A 26,571-nucleotide genomic window follows, 5' to 3' on the forward strand; every position below is an offset into this window, starting at 1 on the left:
TATGATTTGACTAGTTGTAGCTAATCAGAGATTGAGCAAAAGATTTTTTTCGTATCCATGAAATGGAAGCATGTCATTTTATCCGCTTGCATAGGCTACAATCTCCATATAGAATAATTTTATAAGGCGCAAAGTTTCGAGTTCCAAAGAAGTTTTTAATTACTATGTAATCTTGATGATTTGTTTATTTGAATAAATGTATACTCCAACAATTTTTTGAAATTTATTAGTATAAAACGGTTATGGGTTAATATCTAGAAGTCTGTCTCTTACAAGTAGGCATGCTCCGATCACCCCTGCCTTTTCTTGTAGCTGTGATAATTTTATTTTGGTATCTGTACTCACAAGATTTAATGAATACTTGTTGATTGCACTCTTTATAGGGAGTAGGATATAATCGTTAGTTTGTGCCAAAGGACCTCCGAGAACAATCAATTCTGGATTGTATAGGTTTATCAGAATTGCTATAGCTCTGCCGAGTTTTTCACCAATTTTTGCCAGTAATTCAATGGCTAGCACATCATCCGAGTGAATTGCCGAAATAATGTGGTTTAAATTGATATCTTCGATCTGAACGGTTTGTGTTAAGGTGGTGGCATAGCCTTCAGCAACTTTTTGTATAAAAAGATCCTTTAAAGCGCGGCCAGAAGCCTCAGTCTCAAGACAACCTTTCTTGCCACAGTGACAGATGATTTCATTGTCAAACATCGGGATATGGCCAAACTCACCCGCAAATCCAGATTGACCGTAATAAATCTGTCCATTGATAAGCGTGCCCATCCCAATACCATAATCGAGATTTAAAAAAAGTACATTTTTTTCCTGTTTCACTACCCCTGACATAAACTCTCCATATGCCATTGCTCGTGAATCGTTCTCAATGAAGGTCTTTATTTTTAAAGTTTCTTCAAGGTATTTGCTTAGCGGTGTCTCACTGAAATAAAAGAAACTATAACTATACCCTGTCTTGTAGTTAATCCGGCCACTTAGATTCATGCCCAAGGCTAAAATCTTTTCTTTCGGAACAGTGGATTTCTTTATGAAATCCTGAATGATCTTACAGAGATGATCCAAAGAAGCTTGATTATTGGCCAACTTATAGGGAAGGTGCTCGGCAATAGATATTACATTTTTGTTGAGATCAATAAGCCCTATATTCACATGGTTGTGCTTGACATCAACTCCAACAAAGAAGCCTGAAGTGGGAAGTAGTCCGTAGATATTTGGTTTCCTTCCACTGACAGATGTCGACTTTCCATAATCTTTTACCAGTCCTTCTTCGATTAGTTCATTGATTACATTCGTGATTTTTGGTACGCTAAGCTTCAGTTCCTTACTTAAATCTGCGATCGTACTGTTGCCATTCATAGAAAGGATCACAATAATATGCTTCTTGATGGAATTGTTTTTGTAGGCAACGCCAGAAATATTCTCGTTTTCGATATGCTCAAAAAATGTCATCGGATATAAATTGTAAAAAACAAATCTAACAAATTTAAATGTATATATTGAATCTTAACTGTCTTTAAGGCTTAAATAACATTATTTATTTTTATATAGAAGCTATTTATTAAATTATTTTATTAAATACATTGCATTATTAAAATTTATTTTTAATTTAGCATTGTCTTCTGCTGGGTAAGCCTTATAACCTAGTTCAGAAATTCGCAAAAATGCCAACTAATAACATTATGGATAAGCAGAATCGTAGAAAATTTTTAAAACAATCATTTCGTACCGCCCTTGCCGGAGTGGGAAGCTCGATTCTGTTGCAGCGTTGCGGTATAGAAGATGGGGCTGATTTGGAAAAAATCCCCACGATCAATACAGAGATTCGAGATACTTACTTGGTAAATTCCAACGATGCTCTTCCAATAACGGCAACTTTTCTTGATGAAATATCGCATGATATTCCACATCAGAATTGGGGCGAGCCAGAATGGGACTTAGATTTTAGGCATATGAAAAAAATGGGGATAAATACCGTTATTTTGATCCGATCTGGCTATCGCAAATTCATTACCTATCCTTCGAATTATTTACTTGCGCAAGGCTGCTATAAACCTAGCACTGATTTGCTTGATATGTTTTTACGGTTGGCGGACAAATACAACATGTTGTTTTATTTTGGCCTGTATGATTCTGGTGCATATTGGGATACAGGCGATTTGTATAAGGAGGTAGAGCACAACAAGTACGTGGTGGATGAGGTGTGGTCGAAATATGGGGTAAAGCATAAAAGCTTCGCCGGTTGGTATATCAGTGGCGAGATCAGTAGAAAAACCAAAGGGTCCATCCGCGCATTCCGCGATTTGGGGATCATGTGTAAATCAATATCAGATGGTTTACCGACCTTTATCTCTCCTTGGATTGATGGCAAAAAAGCGGTAATGTCAGCTTCCGCAGGTCTTTCCAAGTCAGATACCGTTAGCGTTAGGCAACATGAAGAAGATTGGTCGGAGATATTTGATGGTATACGGGGCGTTATAGATGCCTGCGCATTTCAAGATGGACACATAGATTACAATGAACTCGATGCTTTTTTTACAGTAAATAAGCAACTTGCGGATCGTTATGGCATCGCCTGTTGGACAAATGCCGAAACATTCGATCGTGATATGCCCATTAAGTTTATGCCAATAAAATTCGATAAGTTGCGCTTGAAGTTGGAGGCAGCCAAGCGGGCCAGCTACGAAAAAGCGATTACCTTTGAGTTCTCCCACTTTATGAGTCCGCAATCTGCTTATCGTCAGGCGGCGAATCTTTACGACCGTTATATGCAATTCTTTAACCGTCGATAACAATAAATACCTAGTTACCTAATGAATAATATCATCGATATGAACAATAACCAAATTAACTTAAATTATATCAGCTTCCTCTCGGTCGTGGCAGCTATAGGCGGATTTCTATTCGGATACGATACAGCGGTTATATCTGGAACGATCGCACAGGTAACGACACAATACGGCTTGGATAACGTTTCTCAGGGATGGTACGTAGGCTGCGCATTGGTAGGTTCCATACTGGGTGTCACCTGTGGAGGTTACCTTGGTGATCGCTTTGGCCGTCGTAAAATGTTGTTTATCAGTGCTGTTCTGTTTTCTGCTTCGGCGCTTTACTGTATGCTTTCTTCTGGTTTTCAACAGCTTATTTATGCACGTATCATCGGAGGGATAGGTATTGGGGTGGTTTCGATCATATCGCCTATGTATATTTCAGAGCTTGCCGTACCCCAATATCGAGGCAGATTAGTGTCTCTCTATCAACTGGCGGTTACGATCGGGTTTCTGGGTGCTTATATCGTGAACTATTTACTTATGCAATACGCGATCGGTGATGCACAAAATTTACAAGGTGATTGGCTTCGGCTCATATTCTATCAGGAAGTATGGCGTGGCATGCTTGGGATATCTGGATTGCCGGCTGTTTTTTTCTTTCTCATTATCTTCTTCATTCCGGAAAGTCCACGTTGGCTGGTGAGACATGGTCGATCAGAAAAAGCACATGATATATTCCGGCGGATCTATGGCTCGGAGAGTGAGGCCAGAACAGAACTCAATAAAATTCAGGATGCAAGTTCCAAAGAAAAAAAAGTCGATTGGAAGCTGTTGGCTCAACCCGGTGTACGTAAAGCTGTGTGGATCGGAGCTGCAATAGCCATCCTCGGGCAGTTCATGGGGGTAAATGCCGTACTTTACTACGGTCCTACCATTTTTGAAAGTAGTGGCATTTCTGGTGGCGACTCACTCTTCTATCAGGTAATCGTTGGATTGGTCAATGTCTTGACGACCGTACTGGCTGTTTTTATCATTGATAAAATAGGGCGCAAGAAGCTGGTATACCTAGGTGTTTCAGGAATGATCGTTTTTCTTTTGCTTATTGGTGTATATTTCTTTTGGGGCAAAGTCCTTGGCCTCCCAAGTTTGTTTATGTTAAGCTGCTTTTTAGCTTATGTATTTTGTTGTGCCATTTCTATATCAGCGGTAATCTGGGTATTGCTCTCGGAAATGTATCCAAACTCCATTCGCGGACTGGCCATGTCCATAGCAGGTCTTTCCCTTTGGTTGGGGACCTACCTGATCGGACAGCTTACCCCATGGCTATTGGATAATTTAAGCCCCGGCGGAACTTTTTTCCTTTTCGCAGCAATGTGCGTACCCTATATGCTCATTGTGTGGAAACTCGTGCCGGAAACAACAGGCAGATCCTTGGAAGATATTGAACGACATTGGATTCATTAACCTGCTTATTATAAATGAAAGTATAAAGAATTATTAGATTATAGATGGATTTTAAAAAACTTAGTAAACAGTACAAATCGGAACTGTTAGAGAACGTATTGCCCTTTTGGTTGGAAAATTCGTTGGATAGGGAATATGGTGGATATTACAGTTGCTTGGACAGGAAAGGGCAGGTTTTTGACACCGATAAGTTTATCTGGTTGCAAGCGCGTGAGGTTTATATGTTTGCGAGCATGTATAACAAGACGGAGAAAAAGCAGGAGTGGCTTGAGGCAGCGGAACATGGCGCCGCCTTTTTGCTGGAGCATGGCCATGATGGTCACTACAATTGGTACTTTGCAATAGATCGGGTAGGTAACCCGCTCGTAGAGCCGTACAACATTTTTTCCTATACATTTGCGACCATCGCATTTGGACAACTTCACTTGGCAACAGGCAATCCACGTTATGCTGAAGTAGCGAAGGAAACCTTTAGACTGATCTGTTCGAAGCTTGACAATCCCAAGGGGAAGTGGAACAAAGCGGTTCCTGGCAGCCGTAGCCTCAAGAATTTTGCCCTTCCCATGATCCTCTGCAACCTAGCTTTGGAAATTGAGCACCTGCTTTCAGCGGAGCTGTTGGATGGCTTTATTGATAACTGTTTGCACGAAGTGATGGCGGTTTTTTACAGACCGGAACTCGGTGGTATTGTCGTAGAAAATGTCACCTTGGAAGGGCAGTTGTCGGATACCTTTGACGGGCGCTTAATCAATCCTGGGCATGCGATCGAAGCAATGTGGTTTATCATGGATCTCGGCAAACGCCTAAAACGCGACGACCTGATTCAGAAGGCCGTAGAGATAACGCTCAATATGGTCGAATATGGATGGGATCATCAACATGGTGGAATTTTCTATTTCATGGATCGTTCGGGCAATCCCCCGCAACAGTTGGAATGGGATCAAAAGCTCTGGTGGGTGCATATTGAAACCTTGATTTCGCTTATTAAAGGCTATCAATTGACCGGATCGCCGGAATGTCTAGCTTGGTTTGAACGTGTCCACGATTATACATGGGCGCATTTTAAAGATACAGAATATCCAGAATGGTTCGGATATCTTAACAGACGGGGAGAGGTGCTGTTGCCACTTAAAGGTGGTAAATGGAAAGGTTGTTTCCATGTGCCGCGGGGCCTTTATCAATGCTGGAAAGTACTCGAAGATATTGCCTGTAAAGATTTGTTTGTTCAAGTTGTTTAGTTTGGAGCCGGCCTTCGCCCTTCGGGGCCGGCCTCTCTTATAGTTAATTTACCTATTTATGATGAAGTCAGTTTTGTTACTTTTATTCAGGCTTTCGCTCATTTGCGCTATACCCTTATGTACTTTTGCACAAAGAGCCAAAAAATACCCTTTAGCCTTATCGTTGGAAAAAGCGGTATTGGAAGATAAAATAAAGGGCGGATGGGCAGGTCAAACAATAGGTGTAACTTATGGGTGGCCTACAGAATTTCTCTATCAAGGTACGTTAATTCAGGATTACGAACGTATTCGCTGGGAAGATGATTATGTAAATCGCGCCATTCGCGAGTTTCCTGGATTATTTGACGATGTGTATGTGGACCTTACGTTTATGGAGGTACTGCATCGATTGGGATTAGATGCTCCGGTAGATTCCCTTGCACATGCTTTCGCAAAGAAAGAGTATGAACTTTGGCATGCCAACCAGGTAGCACGATATAATCTCAATAACGGCATTACGCCAGATAAATCCGGACATTGGTTGAACAATCCACATGCTGACGATATCGATTTTCAGATTGAAGCTGATTTTGCAGGCCTGATCAACCCGGCTATGCCGGAGGCTGTTACAGCCATCTGTGAAAAGACCGGTAAAATGATAGCCTCCGGTGATGGGTATTATGGCGGGCTCTTCGTTGCACATCTATATGCCCAAGCATTTCGGATGAATGAAGTGAAACCCCTGATCGAAGAGGCGTTGCAGGTGTTGCCGCCGCAAAGTAAATTCTACCAATGTATACGTGATGTGTTAGCATGGTACGCCCAGGATCCGTCTGATTGGAAAGAGACTTGGTGGCAGATCCAGAAGAAATGGTCGGAGGATCACGGCTGTCCAAACTTTGTTTTTCACCCGCTGAATATCGATGCAAAACTTAATGCCGCTTATGTCGTCATGGCATTACTTTATGGAAATGGTGATTTCTTTCATACCATGGACATCGCGACCAGAGCGGGGCAAGATTCGGACTGCAATCCTGCAACAGCTTGTGGTATACTCGGAACCATGCTGGGATATAGTCAAATACCGAGCACTTGGATAGACCCACTAAAAAAAGCAGAGGATGTGCCCTTTAGTTATAGTAACTATTCCCTCAATGATGTATATCGTGTCAATGTGGACCTTGCAATGGCAAGCATCGTTAAGGCAGGTGGTGTAGTGGGCAAAAATCGCGTAACCATCCCGTACCAAAAAATAGTGCAAGTACCTTTCGAAGAAAACTTCGCCGGGCATTACCCAAAAGAGCGTGTAAAGGTTGCGAAATCTTTTCCTCAAAGCTATCAATTTAATTTCGAAGGTTGCGGTCTGGTGCTCAGTGGATACGTGCAAAAAGTGGATAATGCAGTGAGCGATAGGGCGGTACAGTTGGGCTTGTATATCGATGATCAATTAGTAGAAACGGCAAGTCTTTTTTCCAATGCGAATATGCGTCGTCCGGAATTATGTTGGCGGTATCAAATGCCCGATAAAAAGCATCGGGTAGAAATAAAACTATTGATGGAAGAACCGGGGTATCAGCTCTACGTCACTGACTACTTGGTTTATGCATCTCATCCGCAAACGCTAATCCCATACCATCATGATTAAAATAACACTTTTGTTTACGGCGTTACTGTCGATGATCTGCCTATCAACAGCATGTTGTGCAAGGGGATTGGAAGTGCAGGGGCAGGTGCGACAGGTCGACGGCCAGCCGGTAGCAAAAGTGGCCGTTACTGATGGATATAAAATCGTCTTTTCTGACCATCGGGGACACTATCGTATCATTCCTTCACCTTTGGCCCGTTTTGTCTATATCACGGTTCCTGCTGGCTTTGAGATGTCCGCAAAAAATAACGGAGGTAATTTTTATATCCCATTGCCCAAAGAGGGGACCACAGATGCTTTCAATTTCGTTTTGGAACCTATAGGAATTGATTCAACGCATGCATTTTTCGTATTGGGCGATCCGCAGGTATATAACGCTGCTGATGTGCAACGTTGTGCGCTGTTTGCAGCGGATATAAAAAACTACAAGGATAGCGCTTTGCGCAATATTCCCGTGCATGGAATGGTGGTGGGCGATATGGTGGGTGATAGGCCAGACCTCTTTGTTGGAGTAAAACAGGTATTTGAATTGGCAAATATGAACTATTTCTTTAGCAAAGGTAACCATGATCTACGTACAGACCAACGTTCAAATACGACGGCAAGTATGTTATACGAAGAAAATTTTGGTCCACGTTACTATGCATTTGATCGCGGTTCCATGCATTACATTGTGCTTGACGATGTTTTCTATTTGGGGCGCGGTGGCGAGTATGTAGGGTATATCTGTGAAGAACAGTTTCGTTGGCTCAGGCTGGATCTTCAAAAAGTGCCCAAAGGTAATACGATCGTCATGATGTTCCATATTCCGACGGCTAGTAAGGATTTTCGAAAAATAGAACGAAAGCAACAAGTCGTTAATGCTAAACATCTGTATACGATGTTGAAGGACTATAAGGTACATATATTGTCTGGACATACTCATTTACACGACCATTTTCAGCCTGCGCCCCGTATTATGGAGCATAACCAAGCCTCGATTTCGGGCATCTTTTGGCAAGAGAAAAATTCCTGTGCGGATGGAACACCAGTTGGTTATTCCGTTTATGTGGCTAAAGGCGACAGCCTCACTTGGAGATATAAATCGCTCGGATTGCCGGACAATATCCAAAGCAGGGCATATGGTCTAGGAGAAAATCCAGAGCGCCCGAATGAGCTCACAGCTTTGGTATGGAATTATGATAATGTCTGGCGAGTCTCTTGGTATGAAGACGGTGTTTATGCAGGGGAAATGCAGCAGTTCATCGGACATGATCCGCAGACAAGAAAGAAAATCGTCGAAAATAAAAATAAATACGCTTACGATTGGATTTGGACGACAACAACAGACCATTTGTTTGCAGCGAAACCACTGAATCCAGATTCAGAAATGATGATTTTGGTAGAGGATAGATTTGGAATTAAATACAAAACATATGTTCAACAGAAAAAAGATAGATAGCTTGTTCTTGATGGCCCTAGTGATCCGTTTATGCATCGCATCCCCATCAATCCTGCTAGCTCAAACACCGTTGATTTCGCTTAGCAATTACACAATCCCACTTAACAGCAAGGGAGCTTATGTCGCCACCATTCATGCTCCGTTGCCGCTGAACCAGCTGCGGATGAAGATTGTCTGTGATACGGCAAAGCTTTTTACTTTGGACAAAAACGGGAAAATTTATCTTCGAAAGTCAAAGCTGGTGCCCGCAAATGATGGTATCCGCGCGTATAGTATAACGGTAGAATTTGACAAAAAAAGGTACGAAGTGGAACTGGTGAAGGATGAATTCCTGCGCAACAAAGTAATCGCACATCGTGGGGCATGGCGTGCAGAAGGTGTCATGCAGAACTCCATCCGTTCTTTTCAACAAGCCGTCGCCCTAGGCTGTGCCGGTTCTGAGTTTGATGTATGGTTGTCTAAGGACCGACAGGTTGTGCTGTCTCATGATCCACATATCGGCGGTCTCGCTGTAGAAGAATCTACGGCACAAGAACTTTATACATCAACGCTCAAAGGGGGCGATCCTGTACCCACGCTAATCGAGTTCATCAAGCTGGCAAAACAGCAGAACAAAACGAAAATGATCCTGGAGATAAAATCTTCGCCAACGGGTAGAAGCCTGGAGCTTGCGGATTCGGTTTTAGCTGTCGTGCACCGCCTTAAAGCACAGGGTTATATCGAATATATTAGTTTTGATTATGCTGTTCTCTGCCATATCATTAAAAGTGATCCGAGTGCTCGCACGGCTTATTTATATGGGAACAAGACTGTCGATGAACTTAAAGTAGATGGGCTCGCCGGACTCGATTATGATTTCTACCAGTATAGGAACGACCCTACATTGATAAAGCGCGCAAAGGAAGCAGGTCTATGGACCAATGTGTGGACAGTCAATACCGTAGACGAACTGCGCAAGTTTCTAGATAGCGAAGTAGACTGGATTACCACTGACGAACCCGAGCTACTGTTAAAACTAAGCCATGAAAAAAAACTAAAATTTAGACTATGAATAAGCTGAGAAAACTTTTGCTGTCCTGGATGCTAATCCTTATCATGGTACCATTTGCTGTGATTGCACAGGAAGGTATATCCCTTACGTTAATTCCACCGACGACGATTACTAATCAGGTTGATCTCGACATCCGTGCGGGTTTAAGAAATGAGGAAGGAACGGCTAAAATTGTAGAACTATCTGTTTACTTAGGGAAGGAACGACCCGAAAACCTGTTGCATTATTCAAAGAAAGAAGTAATGCCCCAAACAGCGTACGAAATCAAGCATATCCTCTCGACAAAAAATTTGGTGGGAAATCAAAAGATTACCCTTGTGGTCAAGTACGGTAATAAAAAATACCGAAAAGTTCGCGATATAGAAGTTATCGCTTCCCAGCAACGTTCCACCGGGCTTATTGATGGCGCATGGGCGGGCATCTATCATTGGAGTGAAACTGAAGGTAAGCACTGGAATAATGATATCAAACAGATGACCGATGAGCAGTGGCGTGAAATGGTGCGCGCCATGCACAAATTAAAAATGGATATTGTTGTTGTTCAGGAAGTTTTTCGAAATGAAGAATATGTAGGCAAGCATGAGACGACGGTAGATTCCTATAAAGGCAAGGCATTTTATCCATCTGTATTGTATCCCGAGCGGGTTCCGATCACGTCAAAAGATCCCGTGGAGTCCATTTTAGATGAAGCCGATAAGCAAGGTATGCATGTTTTTGTAGGTGTGGGGATGTTTGCTTGGTTCGATTTTACCAAAGAATCACTGCTTTGGCATAAGAAAGTGGCCCAAGAGCTTTGGGAAAAATATGGACATCATCCATCGTTCTATGGTTTCTATGTTTCGGAAGAAAGTGGTGGTAACTTAGATAATTGGGAGCATAGCGAAGTGATGCGAATGCAGCGCAAAAAAGAGATTGTTGACTTCTTTCGTGAATTCAAAGCCTATTGCAACCAAATTGCGCCTGCAAAGCCGGTCATGCTGGCCACGAATAGCATGCAGGTGCCCGTGGGGCTAGATACTTATCCAGCACTGCTACAGAATCTGGACATTCTTTGTCCCTTTGGCTTCGCTCGGATGCCCGAAGGTGACTTGACGGGCAAAGAAGCTGCCGATCTATTGCAGTCCCTATGCAACCAAGCGGGAGCTCATCTTTGGTTTGATTTGGAAACCTTTTTGTTTAATGAGGATCAATCCCTTTATCCGCGTCCTATGGAAGAGATTGTCCGCGACCTTAATCTTTTCCAAAACTTCGAAAAAATACTTTGTTATCAATTTCCAGGTGTATTTAACGATCCTAAAATGTCTATCCGCATCGGTGAGGAGCGCACATTAGATCTCTTTAGGGCATATCAGCGCTATCTGGAAAAAACAATGAAAGATCGCCTGTCAAAAGACAAACGTATCCGTTAGGAAGGGTGGTGCGGCAGCGTTGTTAATTTCAGATGAATTTTTATTAAAGGAATTTATTCAGTTTATTTTATATTTTAAAACATTTTAATATTGTATAGTTTTATAGATATATTTATTAATAACTATGCGATACCACTACAACTACTAACCAAAAACTTTTATGAAGCCATTTAAACAAAAGCAATTAAGCAAAGAGGGGCAGAGGCGTGATCTTAGATTCTCGCGTTCCTTATTTGCGCTGTGTCTCTTGTCTTGTACCTTCGCGAGATCCTACGCACAACAGTCACGACTTGAAGGTGTCGTTCGAAACGCCACTAACAGGCAGCCATTAGAAAGGGTAAGCATACGCGAAACAGCAACAAAGCTCAATGTAGCGACAGACCTATCGGGTCGCTTTTCGTTACCAGTGGAAGGAAATAAGGTACGCCTTTTACTAACGGCAATTGGGTACGTTTCAAAGGATACTATAGTCACAGTGGGTAATAAACCCATTGAGTTTCTGCTGAAAGAAGATAATACCAAATTGGATGAGGTTATCATTGTGGGGTATGGGCAAATGAAAAAAGCGAGTGTTACAGGAGCTATTGCCCAGATGAGCGGCGATGAATTGAAAACAGCACCGACGGCCAATCTTTCTTCAATGCTGCAAGGGCGTTTACCCGGATTGGTAACTCGCCAAAGCAGCGGCCAGCCGGGGTCCGATGGTGCTTCGCTCATGGTGCGTGGCTATAATACACTGGGAAATAATTCACCGCTGATTATCGTGGATGGTATAGAACGCGAGTTTCCGCAGATCAATCCCGATGAGGTAGAAGCGATCTCGGTTTTAAAGGATGCGTCAGCGGCTATTTATGGTGTGAGAGGTGCTAACGGTGTAATCCTAATAACCACAAAAAAAGGAAAACAGCAGAAACCTACCTTAAATTACAAGGGATCCTATGCCCTAAGTAAAAATACCGCTTTTCCTGAATTTTTAAATGCAGCGGATTATGTAAAATATTACAATAAAGCACAGGAACTCGATGGTGTTGCCGAAACTTCGCGCCGTTTCAATGTTGATGAGATTGAACGCATCACCCATGGTGACCCGCAAGGGATATTTGGCAATACGGATTGGTTTAATATGCTTTTTAAAAGTAGCGCTCCAACGGTGACCAATAACTTGACTCTCAATGGTGGCTCAGACCGATACCGTTATTTTGTGTCAACGGGTGCTTTTAATCAAGATGGCATCATCGATCGCACGTCCTACGACCGGTATAACGGTCGTATAAATTTCGATGCCGATATCCTTGATAACCTCAAACTTTCACTAAACATTGCTTATCGGGATGACATCCGTAAAGAACCAGGCTTATCTGCGGGCTTGGGAAACAGCTATGCCTCGGTATTTGCACAGGCTATGATGTCCTATCCGTTTTTACCAGCTTACAATGCTGCAGGCATTCCCGTCGGAAGCCTGAATCCAGGGAACGGTAATCAGAATCCGCTGGCCGCGAGAGATTTATCGGGCGAAAACTCAATACGATCCAACCGTTTCCAAAGTAATCTTTCTCTTGAGTACGAGGTGCCTGGCGTGTCTGGCCTTCGGTTGAAAGTAAATGGCGCCTTTGATAAAGGATATACGATGCGTAAAGCCTATTTGTTACCTTATCAATTGGATGTATACAATAATGCTACCCGGCAGTATGCATTAGCTTTTGCACGGCATGCAAATGGTGGCGTAGCAAGTTTAAACCAATGGTTTACCGACTCATGGCAAAAGACGATCCAACCATCAATAAGCTATGCGAATAAGTTTGGAGCACATTCGGTCAATGCACTATTTCTCTACGAATATATGCGCACAGATAATAGCTCGTTATCTGGCGGGCGCCGTGGTTATCCGATCACAGATATTATGGACTTGAACTTTGGTGAGGAAGTTATTGATAATCTAGTAAAAGGAGGGCATGGGATGTTCAGTAGAGCCGGTTATTCTTTCCGTTTAAACTACGACTACGCTGATAAATACTTGTTGGAAGTGTTAGGACGTTATGATGGCTCGCCGATGCTTCCCGCTCATACACGCTGGGACATCTTTCCAGCCGTATCTGCCGGTTGGAGAATCTCTAAGGAGCCCTTTTTCCAAGAAGCGCTTGACGTGGTAGATGATTTAAAAATCCGTGGATCGATTGGCAAACTTGGAAACGACAGGATCGGAGACTATCAGTTCTTACGGACGATGAGTCTCGGGGCTGATCCCGTGGTCCTCATCGGGAATACGTTAGGAAAACCGCTTAATGTCACCACGGTACCTAATTTTGATATAAAATGGGAAACAACCACCACTTATAATGGTGGTCTGGAAGCTACCTTATGGAAAGGCCTTCTCGGCGTGGAAGCCGATGTATTTTATAGGGTCACCAAAGACATCTTGCAGGGTCAGTCAAATCTAAATCCACCATCATTTGGCGGATATTTTCCCAACTATATCAACTCGGGGATAGTAGATAGCAGGGGCTTTGAGCTTGTTTTGTCGCATCGGAACACTATCGGTGATTTTAATTACAATGTACGTGGAAATGTAAGCTTTGCACGTAGTAAAGTAATCGAAACAACTGAAAATGCCAATGTACCCGATTATCTTCGTCGTACCGGAAGACCTATCGGTCTGAAATATGGTTTCGTAGCAGACGGATTTTTTCAAAGTGAAGAGGAAATTATGAGCAGTGCACTTTTTGGTCCTACGCGGGTAGGAGAGATTAAATTGAAAGATCTGAATGGCGACGGACGTATTACGTTCGATCAGGATTGGACTGTGATTGGAAAAAGTGACTTGCCAGAAATGATGTTTGGACTAAATTTGGGAGGCTCTTATAAAGGTTTTGATTTCAGTGCTTTCTTTCAGGGAGCAGCACGTTCGGATGTCGCTTTGTCAGGTCTTTATACCAATTCAGGAATCTATGATAATACCTTCTATACGATGCCTTTTTATCAGGATGGAAATTCGCCAAAATATTTAGTGGAGAATGCCTGGACACCGGAGAACACAAATGCGAAATACCCTCGTTTAAGTACGCAGTCGGCACAGAGCGGCGGCAAGTTCTCATCTTTCTGGATAAAAGACGGCGCTTATCTACGTCTAAAAACCGCGCAGATCGGTTACACGTTGCCGGCATCTTGGTTGAATAAAGCCAAAATTCAACAAGTACGCTGTTTTGTTTCGGGTAGCAACCTGGTTACATGGAGCAGTTTGCCCTATCTGGATCCCGAAATGCCGAGTGTGAATCAAGGTTATTATCCGCAACAGCGCGTTTATGAATTTGGCTTATCTCTTACCTTTTAACTAGTAAAACCATGAAATTGATATATAAATATAGCATACTGGCTTTGACCGTAATGCTTAGTTTTCAAAGCTGTTCGATAGAACCGGAACTTACCGATGTATATGATGAGCGGGTCGCCTGGAGTGGGGAAGCCAATGTGGAGCTTTCTCTAAATAAGTTCTATCCATTGATAGGACAATCCTATTATTCTGCACATGTCAATCAGGATGCGTATGCCGACTTGCTAAAGAAGAATACACCGAATGACGAGGTCAACCTGTTGATCTTAGGTTCATCTACGATCACACCGGGAGCCAATCCGCTCGATAACTGGTCTTGGGGATACACCTGGATCCGACATTGTAATGAGTTTTTAGACGGGCTGCAAACAAAGGGTGTCGGGCTGCCGACAGAATTTTATCAACGTGCAGAGGGAGAGGTTTTGTTTTTTAGAGCTTACGTGTATTTTGAATTGGCAAAGCGATATGGGGCTAGCGTAATTTTGTATGATGGCCTGAGTGATGGAATGGGACGCTCGCTTAGCAAGCCAGATGAGGTGTGGAATTTTATTGCTGCGGATCTGGATAAAGCGGCTGCGCAGCTGCCCGCGACTGTTCCAGCTGCAAAAAGGGGAAAGATAACCAAGGGGGCAGCATTAGGTCTTAAGGCACGTGCCATGCTCTATGCAAAACGATGGAAGGCCAGTTCTGATGCGGTAGCGTCCTTGCAGGCACTTAACCTGTATGATCTTTATCCTGATTACAGAGCTTTATTTAACCAACGCCGGAGCGAGGGCGCTGAAAATAAAGAGAGCATTTTGGAGTTCGGTTTCTTGGCACCTAACTTTACTTATTCTTTTGACTATTTCTTTGGTCCACCATTGGATGGTGGATATGCCCAGATTAGCCCCACAGAAAATTTGGTAAAGGAATACCAGATGGCAGACGGGACAGATTTTAGTTGGAACAACCCTGTACATGCAGCTAATCCGTACCAAGGGAGAGAACCTCGTTTTTATGCGTCAATACTCTACAATGGAGCTACTTGGAAAGGGCGTACTTTGGAAACTGTAGTGGGATCGAAAGAAGGGTACGCCATTGGGGGCGGAACGACCTCAACAGGTTATTACATGCGTAAATTGTTTGATGAAAAACTGACGGATCTTGGAAGGGGCGAACTAACATTCTATTTCATGCGGTACGCAGAAGTTTTGTTAATCCAAGCCGAGGCGATGGCCGAGCAAGGGCAATTGTCGGCAGGACTGGAAGCCTTGAACAAAGTGCGTCGTCGCGCTGGCTTTACAAGGGATCTAACCGCGACAAATACCGGCCAGTTGTTGAGCTTAATTCGTCGGGAGCGGATGGTGGAGCTCGCATTTGAAGGGCACCGTTTTTGGGATCTTCGCCGATGGGGACTCGCAACGAGCGTATTGAATGGTACACATGCTACAGGTGTTAAAATCACCAAGGGGACCAGCGGAAACTTAACTTATGAATTGGTGGATGTTGATAATGGACGTAGCCGTGTTTATCCGGAAAAATACAATCGCTTCCCTATTCCTATAGCAGAACTGCAACGGAATCCAAATATTGAACAATTTAATGAGTGGAAATAAACCAAGATATAGACCGATGAAAAATTATCTAAAATATACACTGCCGCTGTTGTTTATCCTCAGTTTGCTATCCTGCCAAAAAGTGGAATTGCATAAAGATGCGGAATTTAATCGTGGATTGTTAAATTTCATGTTGGCTATTCCAGGACAGACTACAGAGTACATGGCTAAAAATACTGGACCTTATGCGGATGGAGATACCATCTATGTCGAAGTACCAACAACAGAGGAAGAACCTATTGACATTTCCAAGTTAAAAGCTACAGCTAGCTTGGAAAATAATGCCCGCATGGAGCCGGCGCTGACAGGTGTGATGGACTTTACCCATCCGCTAGCGGTACGGGTGATTGATGGTGACGGAAATAGCAAGCGCCATATTATCAAGGCTGTGCCGACCCTTCCACGCACAACATTCAAGAAACGCTGGTTCTATACTGCTGACAAAATGGGGATACTTCGCACCAATATCTCTGGAATGACAGTGGTAAAAGATCAACTATTGGTTGCCGATTTTTCGGGTGGCAATTTGGGAGAAACAGTAGGTGTGCGGGTGTACAACGCTAGCGACGGAGCCTATGTGAAGACTATCCCTGCGCCAACAACATTCTGTATGCAGGTGAGCGCAGATGACGCGGATCACTTTGTGGTCAACCGATACAATATCTATTCGGCAGGATTGATGTTATATTACTACGAGGATGTGGATAGTAAGCCGAAGCTTATCTTGAACTATACTGCTGCAGATGGAGCTCCAGCCGAGCTAGGACGTAAAATCTCTATCATCGGTAATTTAAAGCAAGGGAAATCGTATGTTTATGCAACAGCACCGGCGGTCAATAATCAGATTTACTATTGGGAGTTTAACGACGGTGTGGTCGTGAATTCAAACCCAACGGTTATTCGCTATGCAGCGGCTGCTCCATGGACATTTGCAACCGTACAGCGTAAATCTTTGGACGACAATTCTGATCACTACCTGACATACTGTAACTACGTGGCTTCAGATGCCAACCGGGAAAAAGGAAGCCGCTTTGTTAAATTTACACCGACAATGGATGTCGTTCAAATGGCCTCATCAAACCATTATTATAAAATCTTAGACTTCGAAGTGTTTAATGTCGATGGAAATCAGTTTATGGCTATCCTTACACAGGGCTTTTTCGCTTGGGATGCAACCCACATTAAGGTCTATGATATTACAGACCCAAACAAAATGCTGCTGCTAGCAGATTCTCCATCTTACCGTGATTTTATGTTATTCGAATCGGACGCCTATGGTGGTACAAACTACAATCGCTACGGCGATATCGATGTACGTGTGGTGGGTAAAAAGATTTCAATCTTCGCTACCATGGCAACAAATGATAAAGCGTACGCCGGCGTGATGGCCTACGACATGAGTTATAACAGGTAAATTAGATAAAGCAACAAAATTCAACACGTTATCCTTAGAGATAACGTGTTACCTCTTTTTTTATAAGATGGAAAAAATAGCAGCGATTTTAATCTTTGTTTTGGGCTGTGTTTGCAAATGCTTTTCACAGGACAGAACGGTGCGACAGCTCCCAGCAAATACACCACAAGTCACATACGTCGGACGGACGATTACCAATGCATCTAACGAGGTGACTTTTGATTGGGTTGGAACTTATTTTGAGTTTAAGTTGACCGGACAATCTGTCGCCATGCGGGCTTCGGATACAGGGGAAAGTTATTACAATGTTTTCGTTGATGGTAGACTAGAGAAGACTTTTCTGATCAATAGCAGGGATACAGTGATTACGATCGTTTCAAACCTGAAAGGCAACAAGGCATATCACGTACGTGTACAAAAACGCTCGGAAGGCGAGTTCGGTTGCACGACGATAAAAGGTTTTATGCTCGGCAATAAGTCTTTACTCGATGGTGTTGTGTCTCGACCAGCTCGATTTATAGAATTCATCGGCGACTCTTTTACGGTAGGATATGGCGCAGATGGAACGAACAGAGAGCAGGACTTTAGTGTGGAAACTGAAAATGCGGACAAGACCTACGCTTGCATACTGGCGCGGTACTTTCAAACAGACTATGCCCTGATTGCACATTCAGGACGTGGTGCAGCTAGAAACTATGGCGATACGTTAACGAGTTCTCGATACACCATGAAGGATGCCATGTTGAATACCTTGAATAGCGATTCATCCACACGCTATAAATTTGATCAGTACAAACCTGATTTAGTTATTATCAATCTGGGATCGAACGATTTTTCTACGCAACCAATTCCTTCGCAAACAACATTTGAAAAAGCGTATCTCCGCATTATTAGACAATTGCGGAGTGTATATGGTCCCGAGGTGAAAATTTTATGTGTCGTATCTCGTTTAGCTGATCCGGTTGAACGCTACATTGCCGAAATTGTAGAACGCGCTGGAGACACCAATCTGCACCATACAGCTTCCTTAAAAAACGTGATGAACAATGATTCGGATATGGGAGCTGCTTGGCACCCTGGCGTACGTGGGCAGCAGAAGATGGCTACTTTTTTGGTGCCCTATGTGGCTACGGTAATGGATTGGTCACTGGAAGACCGAGTTATAAAATAACGTTATGATGATAATTTACAAATTTACATCCTATTGGCATAGATTATTATATCTAGTGCTGATCGTTGGTGTCCTCCCCAGTTGCGGTGCAACAGCACCAGACCCACCAATAATTCCTACGCCCGAACCGCCGAATGGTTCCGAAAAGGGATTATTTATTGAAACACCTGCACTAAAAAAGATAAAAGGCAACTCCATACAGATTGATCCGGAGATGCTTTACCAACAACAGATCTCCCCAGAGACGCTGGTTGCTGATCTTCGTATGGCCAATGTACGATCGGTACATTTTTTTATAGTTGGTAACTGGGATGGCAGTAGGAATGACCAATTGTTGAAGCCTGCGTATTTGCAGGCTCTTAAAGCAGAAAAAATTGCTGTTTGGTTTATGCTGCTCGGGAACTGTATCTATGGCAATTCTGACCTGCCGAGCGACTGGCAAATGGAGTTCCTTAAACCTTATCCAAATCCTGGTATCAAGTTTTTTTCTTTCCACAGACCGGAGTTTGTCGATTGGCAAATAAATCGCGTGAAGCGCATCTTGCAAAATTACGAGGTGGATGGCGTCGAATTTGCGGAAAGTTACTTTCCCGAATGGAAAACATTGAATGGAAATGGTTTTTATGGTGATGTGAGCGCGTTTGCGCGAAAAAAGTTTACCGAGAAATATATAGGATCTGGATTGGCCACTGTTTCTTTTGATTACATCGTAAAGAATCCGGCTGTTTATAGCAAGTGGATGGATTTTAGAGCAGACGCAATTTTGTCTTTTAACAAGCAGATAAAGAAGGCCATTAAAGAGGTTAATGCCGATGTCCTTTATGCGATATGGGGGATGGGCATTAGACAAGGCACCATTGCTGAAATTCGCGAACACTTTGGCTTAGATATGCCTGCACTTGCCGAAGAAGTACAGCCGGATGTCATGGTTTTGCAAACCGCAGCCCAGGATTGGCTGGATCCTAAACTTCCTTACAACTATCTACAGGATTATGCCACTTTTGCTAAGGCCATACAGGCAGCCAACCCAAAGGTTGCATTGAGTATCCAGGCAGATATCGTCTCCTTGGGCTACAGTAATCCGTCTGTAGAAAAGCGATACCCAATTTGGTGGTTGCCGTTTTTTGATCTAGCGCTGCAATCGGGGTACTATAGCAATGTGGCTTACGAATACGCCTTTTCAAAAAAAGAAGGTATCTGGCCAAAAAATAATATCGACAATCCGGTGCCAAGAAAACTCTATAGGGATCCTTCGCTGCAATCAGCTGTGATTAGCGATGCCATCGTACCATTAGCACTAATAAAAGAGGTAGATGCGCACTGGAAAATGGTTTATACAGAAAAAGGGCTGGGCTGGTTCTATATCAATTAATTATATTTTTATACTAAAATTTTGCCTAAATATCATGAAAAGATTATTCGTTAAAATAGGATGCTTTTTGTTTGTCGTTAGTTTGTTGACTGCCGCGGTTGCTGTAAAGCTCCAGGCACAGGACTTAAAACCATTAAAAGGTACATGGCTTAATTTACCCTACCAAGATGTACGCAATACATACATGAATCCGGCGCATGTCGATTGTCTTGCGCCAGCATTCTGGAAAACAAAAATTGAGGAATACGCGCAGATGGGCCTCAGGTATCTCGTTCTCATGGCGGTGGCCAACGACGGCAAAGCATTCTACCCTTCCTCTTTTATGCCGGCAGCGTATCCAGCGGGGCAACAAAGTCCTGTTGAGGCCATCATGGAGGCTGCAGATCAATATGGCATGCATGTGTTTATGAGTTGTGGTTGGGCTGAAAATCAGGATGATAACATACGTGATCCGAAGATTAAAGCATTGCAACAACGTATTATGCAAGAAACCGCCGCTCTATTCGCGAGAAACAAATCATTCTACGGCTGGTATCTTCCTGTGGAGGATAGCATGGAACCTATTCTTTCTGATGAAGCGGTCCATGCTGCAAATACACTTACAGGGATAGCCAAAAATTTAACTCCGGGTAAGAAAGTGATGATATCACCTTATGGTGTTTGTTACGCCGCGTTGGAAGATCCAAAGTTTGCCCAACAGATCAAGAAGCTAAACGTCGATATCATCGCCTATCAGGATGAAGTTGGCTGCGTGCGCGAACCGATGCCTTTGCCACGTGTTAGGGAAAACTTTAAAAAACTGGGCAAGATACATGAAGACACAGGGATAGAATTTTGGTCCAATATCGAATCGTTTACCTGGCAGAAGGAGGACAACTCTCGAGAATCTGCGTTGATTCCGGCTGCTTTTCCACGCTACCTGTCGCAGCTTGTTGCCGCTTCACTGGCGGGAGCAAAAAACGTGATCAGTTTTTCAGTTTATGGTATTATCGATGATGCAAACTCGATTATGCCAATTGGTCAGCCCATCGAGTCGGCACAGTCGTTCATCGATTTTACAGATTGGAAGCAGCGCAAAGGACGTTGGCCTTTGCTGGAGGCAACATTTAAAGGCGACGTAATGCACTATGCAATAGGTGCAGATATAAAGGTCGAAGGTAATTTTGCAAAATCCGTTGTTTATGATAAATTAACAGATGGTAAGTTGGGCGAGGAGCACACCGATGACTTAAATTGGGTGGATTTTGGAAATCAGAATATGGGTGTTATACTTGATCTTAAAAAACAACTGCCTATACATTTACTAGCAGCACGGTTTCTGCACTATCGTCCTGCGGGTATCTTATTGCCTGCAGCAGTACATTTTTATGTTTCTAAGGATGGAAAACAATTTAATCACCTGCAAACTATAAACCTATCTGCGTCAAAAAATGATAAACATGATTGTTGGATCGACATCGCTTCGACCGCTAAATTAAAAACAAGAGGTAGATACGTGAAGGTTGTCGCAGAACGAGAAGCTAATTTCCGGATAGTATGTGATGAAATATTGGTTAACCCTCGTATTGATAAATAGATTGGCAATAAATGAATTTTGCGAATAGTTGTGATGAGAACGGAGTGCAACGTTTCGATGCTGGGTTAAATTTATTGGGTGGTTACAAACTAACAAATGGTTTCTTGATCAATGCTGGTTACGGATTAGGACTTACCAATATAGCCAAAGAATCTTTCGATGGTGAATCGGTTAAAAACCGCGTATTCTCAGTAGGCGTCGGTTACCAATTCTAGTCAAAAAAATATAAACAACAAAAATGGGCTTTTCTTACGAAAGGCCCTTTCTTTTTTCAGTGATTGAAATCTATCACACTTTGATTTCTACTTCAACACCTGAAGGCAATTCAAGTTTCATCAATGCGTCAACAGTTTTAGCGTTTAATTAATAGATATCCAACAATCTTTTGTAAGCACACAATTGGAATTGCTCACGTGCATTTTTGTTAACAAGTGGTAGACCCATTATCTAAGATTTTTTTAGAATATCTTGCAGAGATTACTATTTTATTGTATTTAATTAAATTATGTTGTATTTTTGTTCATTATTTAATTTATTTTTAATGAAAAGAAAATTACTATCAATCGCTGCGGCATTATTTTTTGTTGCTGGAGCAAAAGCACAGACTTCTTATGGTTTAAAGGCTGGTGTTAACTTCGCAAAGTTAATAGCAAAAGGAGGAAACATTACTACTATATCTAATAACGCTACTAATTTTTATGTTACCGGATATGCGGATGTGCCTTTAGCGAATAGCTTTAGTATTCAACCTGGAGTGTCCTTCCAGGGTAAAGGTGGTAAAGATTTTGATGATACAAAATTAAATTTAATGTACATTGAAGTACCAGTCAATTTTGTATATTCTATTCCGACAGGAAATTCTGGTAACGTATTTTTAGGCGCAGGTCCTTATGCTGGATTTGGTATTCACGCTAAAGCAAAATTAGGGAATGTAAGTGAAGGTATGAGCTTCAGTGATGCTAATATAAAGACCTTCGATGCTGGTTTAAATTTATTGGGTGGTTACAAACTAACAAATGGTTTCTTGATCAATGCTGGTTATGGATTAGGACTTACCAATATGGCCAAAAAACCTGTCGATGGTGAATCGGTTAAAAACCGCGTATTCTCAGTAGGTGTTGGATACCAGTTCTAATAAAAAAAATATAAACAAAAAAGGGCTTTTCGCAAGAAAAGCCCTTTCTTTTTTCAGTGACTGAAATCTATCACACTTTGATTTCTACTTCAACACCTGAAGGCAATTCAAGTTTCATCAATGCGTCAACAGTTTTAGCGTTTGATGAATAGATATCCAACAATCTTTTGTAAGCACACAATTGGAATTGCTCACGTGCTTTTTTGTTAACGTGTGGTGAACGTAATACCGTATAGATTTTTTTCTCAGTAGGCAATGGAATAGGACCACTAACAACTGCACCTGTAGGTTTTACTGTTTTTACGATTTTTTCAGCTGATTTGTCAACCAAATTGTAATCGTAAGATTTCAATTTAATTCTGATTCTTTGGCTCATTTTTATTTATTTAAAATGACTGCTAATTAGAGCTATTCACAACTAGCAATCGGTGTTTATTTAATATTTTATTAAAGAACAAAGACAAATTACAACAGTACTTCATCTTTGTTCCTCTATCTATGTTCTATATTATTCTACAGAACCTTTGATTTTACCTTTTGATTTTGCAATCACCTCTTCAGCAACGTTACGAGGAGCTTCTTCAAAGTGATCAAATTCCATTGTAGATGTAGCACGGCCTGAAGTGATTGTACGTAATTGTGTTACGTAACCGAACATCTCAGAAAGTGGAACCAATGCTTTGATTACTTGTACACCATTACGTGAATCCAAACCTTGCATTTGACCACGACGACGGTTTAAGTCACCCATTACATCACCCATGTTTTCTTCAGGTGTTAAAACCTCAATCTTCATGATTGGTTCCATTAACACTGGAGAACATTTAGGCAATCCTTCACGGTATGCTTGACGAGCAGCTAATTCGAAAGACAATGAATCTGAATCGACAGCGTGGAATGAACCATCAATCAAACGAACTTTCATTCCTGATAATGGGAATCCTGCTAACACACCATTTTTCATTGAAGTTTCAAATCCTTTTTGAACTGAAGGAATAAATTCTTTAGGAATTTTACCACCAACGATTTCATTAACGAATTGAAGAGGTGATTTTGTTAAATCGAAATCTTCATCCGCTGGAGAGATAACAACTTTGATATCCGCGAATTTACCACGACCACCTGATTGTTTTTTGAATACTTCACGGTGCTCAGTAGTACCATTGATAGACTCTTTGTAAGATACTTGAGGAGCACCTTGGTTAACCTCAACTTTAAATTCACGTTTCAAACGGTCGATCAAGATCTCTAAGTGGAGCTCTCCCATACCAGAGATTACTGTTTGACCAGTTTCTTCATCAGTTTTTACAACGAATGTTGGATCCTCTTCAGCCAATTTACCAAGACCAATACCTAATCTATCAACGTCAGCCTGAGTTTTAGGCTCAATTGCCAAACCAATCACTGGCTCAGGGAAAGTCATAGACTCCAATACGATAGGAGCTTTTTCGTCACAAAGTGTATCACCAGTTTTGATGTCTTTGAAACCTACAACAGCGCCGATATCACCTGCCTCAATGAAAGGGATAGGGTTTTGTTTGTTCGCGTGCATCTGGAAGATACGAGAGATACGCTCTTTGTTTCCTGAACGTGTGTTCAATACATAAGAACCTGCATCTAACTTACCAGAATAAGCACGGATAAAACATAAACGACCTACAAATGGGTCAGTCGCGATTTTGAAACCTAAAGCAGCGAATGGTTCGTTTACAGATGGTTTACGTAATATTTCTTCGCCTGTATCAGGGTTAGTTCCTTTTACAGCCTCTACATCAAGAGGAGAAGGCAATAATTCCATCACCAAATCCAACATGGTTTGAACACCTTTGTTTTTGAAAGATGAACCACAAACCATAGGAACGATAGAGTTATCCAATACAGCAGCGCGTAACGCATTTAAGATCTCACGCTCAGTCAATGAATCTGGATCTTCGAAGAATTTCTCCATCAAAGTCTCATCATAACCAGCAACAGCTTCTAATAATTTCTCACGGTATTCGGCAACTTCTTCCACCATATCATCAGGAATAGGAACTTCAGTGAAAGTCATTCCTTTATCATGCTCATTCCAAACGATACCACGGTTGTTGATTAAGTCAACTACACCTTTAAAACTATCTTCCGCACCGATAGGCAATTGCAAAGCAACTGCATCAGAACCTAACATATCTTTAACTTGTTTTACAACTTTCAAGAAGTCAGCTCCTGAACGGTCCATTTTGTTAACGAAACCGATACGAGGTACTTTATAACCATCCGCTAAACGCCAGTTTGTTTCAGATTGAGGCTCAACACCATCAACAGCTGAGAACAAGAATACTAATCCGTCTAATACACGTAATGAACGGTTTACTTCAACCGTGAAATCCACGTGTCCTGGAGTATCGATTACGTTTACTTGGTATTTGCTACCACGGTAGTTCCAGAATACAGTTGTAGCAGCAGAAGTAATTGTGATACCACGCTCAGCTTCTTGCTCCATCCAGTCCATTGTTGAAGCACCTTCGTGAACTTCACCAATTTTGTGGTTTACACCTGAGTAATAAAGGATACGCTCAGTTGTTGTAGTTTTACCAGCATCGATGTGAGCAGCGATACCGATATTTCTAGTGAATTTTAAATCTCTTGCCATAATATTTTTAAGCAACTGGCCATACAAGGGCCTTATGTGTTTAAATGTAATGTTAAATAAGTACACCGACCTTGATAAAGGATTGTTCTTTTATCGGAGGTCGGTGTAATCATATTTTTTTGAATGTCTTCAAAATTAGAATCTGAAGTGTGAGAACGCTTTGTTAGCTTCCGCCATTTTGTGCGTATCTTCTTTCTTCTTAACAGCAGCACCTTCACCTTTAGAAGCTGAAATGATTTCTCCTGCTAATTTCTCGAACATTGTTTTTTCACCACGTTTGCGAGCGTATGAAATTAACCATTTCATACCTAAAGCGATTTTACGGTCTGGACGAACCTCCATAGGAACTTGGAAGTTTGCACCACCCACACGACGTGATTTAACTTCAACAGCAGGCATAACGTTGTTTAAAGCTTTTTTCCAAGCTTCTAAACCGCTTTCTTGTGTTTTTTGTTCTACTAATTCTACTGCATCGTAAAAAATAGAATAAGCGATAGATTTTTTACCATCTACCATCATATTGTTTACGAAACGTGTTACCTGAACGTCGTTAAACTTTGGATCAGGTAAAATGATTCTCTTTTTCGGTTTTGATTTTCTCATTTTTCTTTCCTCCGTTTAATTATTTCTTTTTACCTTTTGCTGGAGCTGCAGCTGCTTGTCCTGGTTTAGGACGCTTAGTTCCGTATTTTGAACGACGTTGGTTACGACCTGCTACACCTGAAGTATCTAATGCACCACGGATGATGTGGTAACGCACACCTGGTAAATCCTTAACACGACCACCGCGGATCAAAACGATCGAGTGCTCTTGTAAGTTGTGACCTTCTCCAGGGATGTAAGCGTTGACCTCTTTACCGTTTGTTAAACGTACACGAGCTACTTTACGCATTGCTGAGTTTGGTTTTTTAGGGGTAGTAGTATATACACGTGTACATACACCTCTTCGCTGTGGACATGAGTCCAACGCTGGTGACTTACTCTTATCAACCAGAGCTACTCTACCTTTTCTAACTAATTGTTGAATAGTAGGCATTTACCTGTTTTTGTTTATAAATTTTGTACCTAAATTATTTTAAGTTCGCAAAGATACTGATTCCCTTTTGAATATGAAATAGTTACTGTATAATAATTAGATTATTTTTTCGAAATAGGACCTCTAATTCGTCATTACGCTCTCCTATCCCTATGCGAACCTCTTTTGTCCTGAAATATAGACAGTCATATGCTAGTAATTGGTATATCCTGAATCAACAATAATTTTGGAATAATAGCTGCTGCGGATCTGTTTTCCCTTGGTATTACACTTAGCAATAGTCTTTTGGCCGAAATTATTTTTCT

General features: G+C 42.0%; 20 protein-coding genes and 1 pseudogene. 15 read left to right on the plus strand and 6 right to left on the minus strand.

The genetic code is table 11. From position 1 onward, the window contains the following. Window positions 1–240: 240 nt before the first annotated feature. On the minus strand, window positions 241–1,461 hold the full coding sequence (locus QE382_RS05685) for an ROK family transcriptional regulator (protein WP_293881979.1): 1,221 nt from the start codon (window positions 1,459–1,461) through the stop codon (window positions 241–243). Between the two features lie 230 nt (window positions 1,462–1,691). Here QE382_RS05685 and QE382_RS05690 point away from each other — a divergent pair, with 230 nt between their 5' ends. The 14 genes from QE382_RS05690 (at window position 1,692) to QE382_RS05755 (ending at window position 21,678) form a co-directional block, all read left to right on the plus strand. After that, complete coding sequence (locus QE382_RS05690; protein WP_307185038.1) at window positions 1,692–2,801, plus strand: DUF4434 domain-containing protein; 1,110 nt, start codon at window positions 1,692–1,694, stop codon at window positions 2,799–2,801. A gap of 39 nt (window positions 2,802–2,840) precedes the next feature. Continuing rightward, a complete protein-coding gene (locus tag QE382_RS05695; RefSeq protein WP_293888856.1) occupies window positions 2,841–4,244 on the plus strand; it encodes a sugar porter family MFS transporter in 1,404 nt (467 codons plus the stop codon). A 44-nt stretch (window positions 4,245–4,288) separates the two neighbouring features. Continuing rightward, window positions 4,289–5,482 carry a n-acyl-d-glucosamine 2-epimerase gene (locus QE382_RS05700; RefSeq protein ID WP_307185039.1) on the plus strand — a complete coding sequence of 398 codons (1,194 nt, stop codon included), beginning with the start codon at window positions 4,289–4,291 and terminating at the stop codon, window positions 5,480–5,482. A 58-nt stretch (window positions 5,483–5,540) separates the two neighbouring features. Next, the gene (locus tag QE382_RS05705; RefSeq protein WP_307185040.1) at window positions 5,541–7,106 is read left to right on the plus strand and encodes an ADP-ribosylglycohydrolase family protein; all 1,566 of its coding nucleotides are present in this window, start codon (window positions 5,541–5,543) and stop codon (window positions 7,104–7,106) included. Then, window positions 7,099–8,547: a calcineurin-like phosphoesterase C-terminal domain-containing protein gene (locus QE382_RS05710; protein ID WP_307185041.1), complete on the plus strand. Its 1,449-nt coding sequence runs from the start codon at window positions 7,099–7,101 to the stop codon at window positions 8,545–8,547. Before QE382_RS05705 ends, QE382_RS05710 begins: the two co-directional genes overlap by 8 nt. Next, window positions 8,522–9,598, plus strand: a complete 1,077-nt coding sequence (locus QE382_RS05715) for a glycerophosphodiester phosphodiesterase (protein WP_307185042.1) — start codon at window positions 8,522–8,524, stop codon at window positions 9,596–9,598. The genes QE382_RS05710 and QE382_RS05715 overlap by 26 nt, the downstream gene beginning before the upstream one ends. Then, on the plus strand, window positions 9,595–11,007 hold the full coding sequence (locus QE382_RS05720; RefSeq protein ID WP_307185043.1) for a DUF4434 domain-containing protein: 1,413 nt from the start codon (window positions 9,595–9,597) through the stop codon (window positions 11,005–11,007). Before QE382_RS05715 ends, QE382_RS05720 begins: the two co-directional genes overlap by 4 nt. A 160-nt stretch (window positions 11,008–11,167) precedes the next feature. Beyond that, window positions 11,168–14,335, plus strand: coding sequence for a SusC/RagA family TonB-linked outer membrane protein (locus tag QE382_RS05725; RefSeq protein ID WP_307185044.1), 3,168 nt, complete (start codon window positions 11,168–11,170; stop codon window positions 14,333–14,335). A gap of 11 nt (window positions 14,336–14,346) precedes the next feature. After that, entirely contained in the window at window positions 14,347–15,930 is a 1,584-nt protein-coding gene (locus QE382_RS05730) for a RagB/SusD family nutrient uptake outer membrane protein (RefSeq protein ID WP_307185045.1), read from the plus strand. Window positions 15,931–15,946: 16 nt separating this feature from the next. Further along, window positions 15,947–17,344 (plus strand): DUF5018 domain-containing protein, encoded by a 1,398-nt coding sequence (locus tag QE382_RS05735; protein WP_293881999.1) that lies wholly within the window; start codon window positions 15,947–15,949, stop codon window positions 17,342–17,344. A 67-nt stretch (window positions 17,345–17,411) separates the two neighbouring features. Beyond that, complete coding sequence (locus QE382_RS05740; protein WP_307185046.1) at window positions 17,412–18,515, plus strand: SGNH/GDSL hydrolase family protein; 1,104 nt, start codon at window positions 17,412–17,414, stop codon at window positions 18,513–18,515. Window positions 18,516–18,519: 4 nt separating this feature from the next. Then, window positions 18,520–19,887 (plus strand): hypothetical protein, encoded by a 1,368-nt coding sequence (locus tag QE382_RS05745; protein ID WP_307185047.1) that lies wholly within the window; start codon window positions 18,520–18,522, stop codon window positions 19,885–19,887. A gap of 34 nt (window positions 19,888–19,921) precedes the next feature. Next, window positions 19,922–21,463, plus strand: coding sequence for a DUF4434 domain-containing protein (locus tag QE382_RS05750; protein ID WP_307185048.1), 1,542 nt, complete (start codon window positions 19,922–19,924; stop codon window positions 21,461–21,463). Window positions 21,464–21,474: 11 nt separating this feature from the next. After that, on the plus strand, window positions 21,475–21,678 hold the full coding sequence (locus QE382_RS05755; protein ID WP_307185049.1) for a hypothetical protein: 204 nt from the start codon (window positions 21,475–21,477) through the stop codon (window positions 21,676–21,678). Between the two features lie 73 nt (window positions 21,679–21,751). On the opposite strand, the pseudogene QE382_RS05760 reads toward QE382_RS05755, so the two are convergent. Next, window positions 21,752–21,898: pseudogene (locus tag QE382_RS05760) on the minus strand (30S ribosomal protein S10); the annotation flags it as partial. A gap of 106 nt (window positions 21,899–22,004) precedes the next feature. Here QE382_RS05760 and QE382_RS05765 point away from each other — a divergent pair. Beyond that, complete coding sequence (locus tag QE382_RS05765) at window positions 22,005–22,598, plus strand: porin family protein (protein WP_307185050.1); 594 nt, start codon at window positions 22,005–22,007, stop codon at window positions 22,596–22,598. A 70-nt stretch (window positions 22,599–22,668) separates the two neighbouring features. Here QE382_RS05765 and rpsJ read toward each other — a convergent pair whose 3' ends face one another. The 4 genes from rpsJ to rpsL form a co-directional block, all read right to left on the minus strand. After that, on the minus strand, window positions 22,669–22,974 hold the full coding sequence (gene rpsJ, locus QE382_RS05770) for a 30S ribosomal protein S10 (RefSeq protein WP_028070501.1): 306 nt from the start codon (window positions 22,972–22,974) through the stop codon (window positions 22,669–22,671). A gap of 132 nt (window positions 22,975–23,106) precedes the next feature. Further along, on the minus strand, window positions 23,107–25,230 hold the full coding sequence (fusA, locus tag QE382_RS05775) for an elongation factor G (RefSeq protein ID WP_293888883.1): 2,124 nt from the start codon (window positions 25,228–25,230) through the stop codon (window positions 23,107–23,109). A 135-nt stretch (window positions 25,231–25,365) separates the two neighbouring features. Then, complete coding sequence (rpsG, locus tag QE382_RS05780; protein ID WP_046671863.1) at window positions 25,366–25,833, minus strand: 30S ribosomal protein S7; 468 nt, start codon at window positions 25,831–25,833, stop codon at window positions 25,366–25,368. A 19-nt stretch (window positions 25,834–25,852) separates the two neighbouring features. Beyond that, a complete protein-coding gene (gene rpsL / locus QE382_RS05785) occupies window positions 25,853–26,266 on the minus strand; it encodes a 30S ribosomal protein S12 (protein ID WP_002993550.1) in 414 nt (137 codons plus the stop codon). Window positions 26,267–26,571 lie beyond the last annotated feature (305 nt).

Source organism: Sphingobacterium zeae (assembly GCF_030818895.1).
GTDB lineage: Bacteria > Bacteroidota > Bacteroidia > Sphingobacteriales > Sphingobacteriaceae > Sphingobacterium > Sphingobacterium zeae.

Bases quoted from the DNA above. Each gene is read 5' to 3' on its own strand.
- QE382_RS05685 (WP_293881979.1), bottom strand. From the start codon at position 1,461: ATGACATTTTTTGAGCATATCGAAAACGAGAATATTTCTGGCGTTGCC.
- QE382_RS05690 (WP_307185038.1), top strand. From the start codon at position 1,692: ATGGATAAGCAGAATCGTAGAAAATTTTTAAAACAATCATTTCGTACC.
- QE382_RS05695 (WP_293888856.1), top strand. From the start codon at position 2,841: ATGAACAATAACCAAATTAACTTAAATTATATCAGCTTCCTCTCGGTC.
- QE382_RS05700 (WP_307185039.1), top strand. From the start codon at position 4,289: ATGGATTTTAAAAAACTTAGTAAACAGTACAAATCGGAACTGTTAGAG.
- QE382_RS05705 (WP_307185040.1), top strand. From the start codon at position 5,541: ATGATGAAGTCAGTTTTGTTACTTTTATTCAGGCTTTCGCTCATTTGC.
- QE382_RS05710 (WP_307185041.1), top strand. From the start codon at position 7,099: ATGATTAAAATAACACTTTTGTTTACGGCGTTACTGTCGATGATCTGC.
- QE382_RS05715 (WP_307185042.1), top strand. From the start codon at position 8,522: ATGTTCAACAGAAAAAAGATAGATAGCTTGTTCTTGATGGCCCTAGTG.
- QE382_RS05720 (WP_307185043.1), top strand. From the start codon at position 9,595: ATGAATAAGCTGAGAAAACTTTTGCTGTCCTGGATGCTAATCCTTATC.
- QE382_RS05725 (WP_307185044.1), top strand. From the start codon at position 11,168: ATGAAGCCATTTAAACAAAAGCAATTAAGCAAAGAGGGGCAGAGGCGT.
- QE382_RS05730 (WP_307185045.1), top strand. From the start codon at position 14,347: ATGAAATTGATATATAAATATAGCATACTGGCTTTGACCGTAATGCTT.
- QE382_RS05735 (WP_293881999.1), top strand. From the start codon at position 15,947: ATGAAAAATTATCTAAAATATACACTGCCGCTGTTGTTTATCCTCAGT.
- QE382_RS05740 (WP_307185046.1), top strand. From the start codon at position 17,412: ATGGAAAAAATAGCAGCGATTTTAATCTTTGTTTTGGGCTGTGTTTGC.
- QE382_RS05745 (WP_307185047.1), top strand. From the start codon at position 18,520: ATGATGATAATTTACAAATTTACATCCTATTGGCATAGATTATTATAT.
- QE382_RS05750 (WP_307185048.1), top strand. From the start codon at position 19,922: ATGAAAAGATTATTCGTTAAAATAGGATGCTTTTTGTTTGTCGTTAGT.
- QE382_RS05755 (WP_307185049.1), top strand. From the start codon at position 21,475: ATGAATTTTGCGAATAGTTGTGATGAGAACGGAGTGCAACGTTTCGAT.
- QE382_RS05765 (WP_307185050.1), top strand. From the start codon at position 22,005: ATGAAAAGAAAATTACTATCAATCGCTGCGGCATTATTTTTTGTTGCT.
- rpsJ (WP_028070501.1), bottom strand. From the start codon at position 22,974: ATGAGCCAAAGAATCAGAATTAAATTGAAATCTTACGATTACAATTTG.
- fusA (WP_293888883.1), bottom strand. From the start codon at position 25,230: ATGGCAAGAGATTTAAAATTCACTAGAAATATCGGTATCGCTGCTCAC.
- rpsG (WP_046671863.1), bottom strand. From the start codon at position 25,833: ATGAGAAAATCAAAACCGAAAAAGAGAATCATTTTACCTGATCCAAAG.
- rpsL (WP_002993550.1), bottom strand. From the start codon at position 26,266: ATGCCTACTATTCAACAATTAGTTAGAAAAGGTAGAGTAGCTCTGGTT.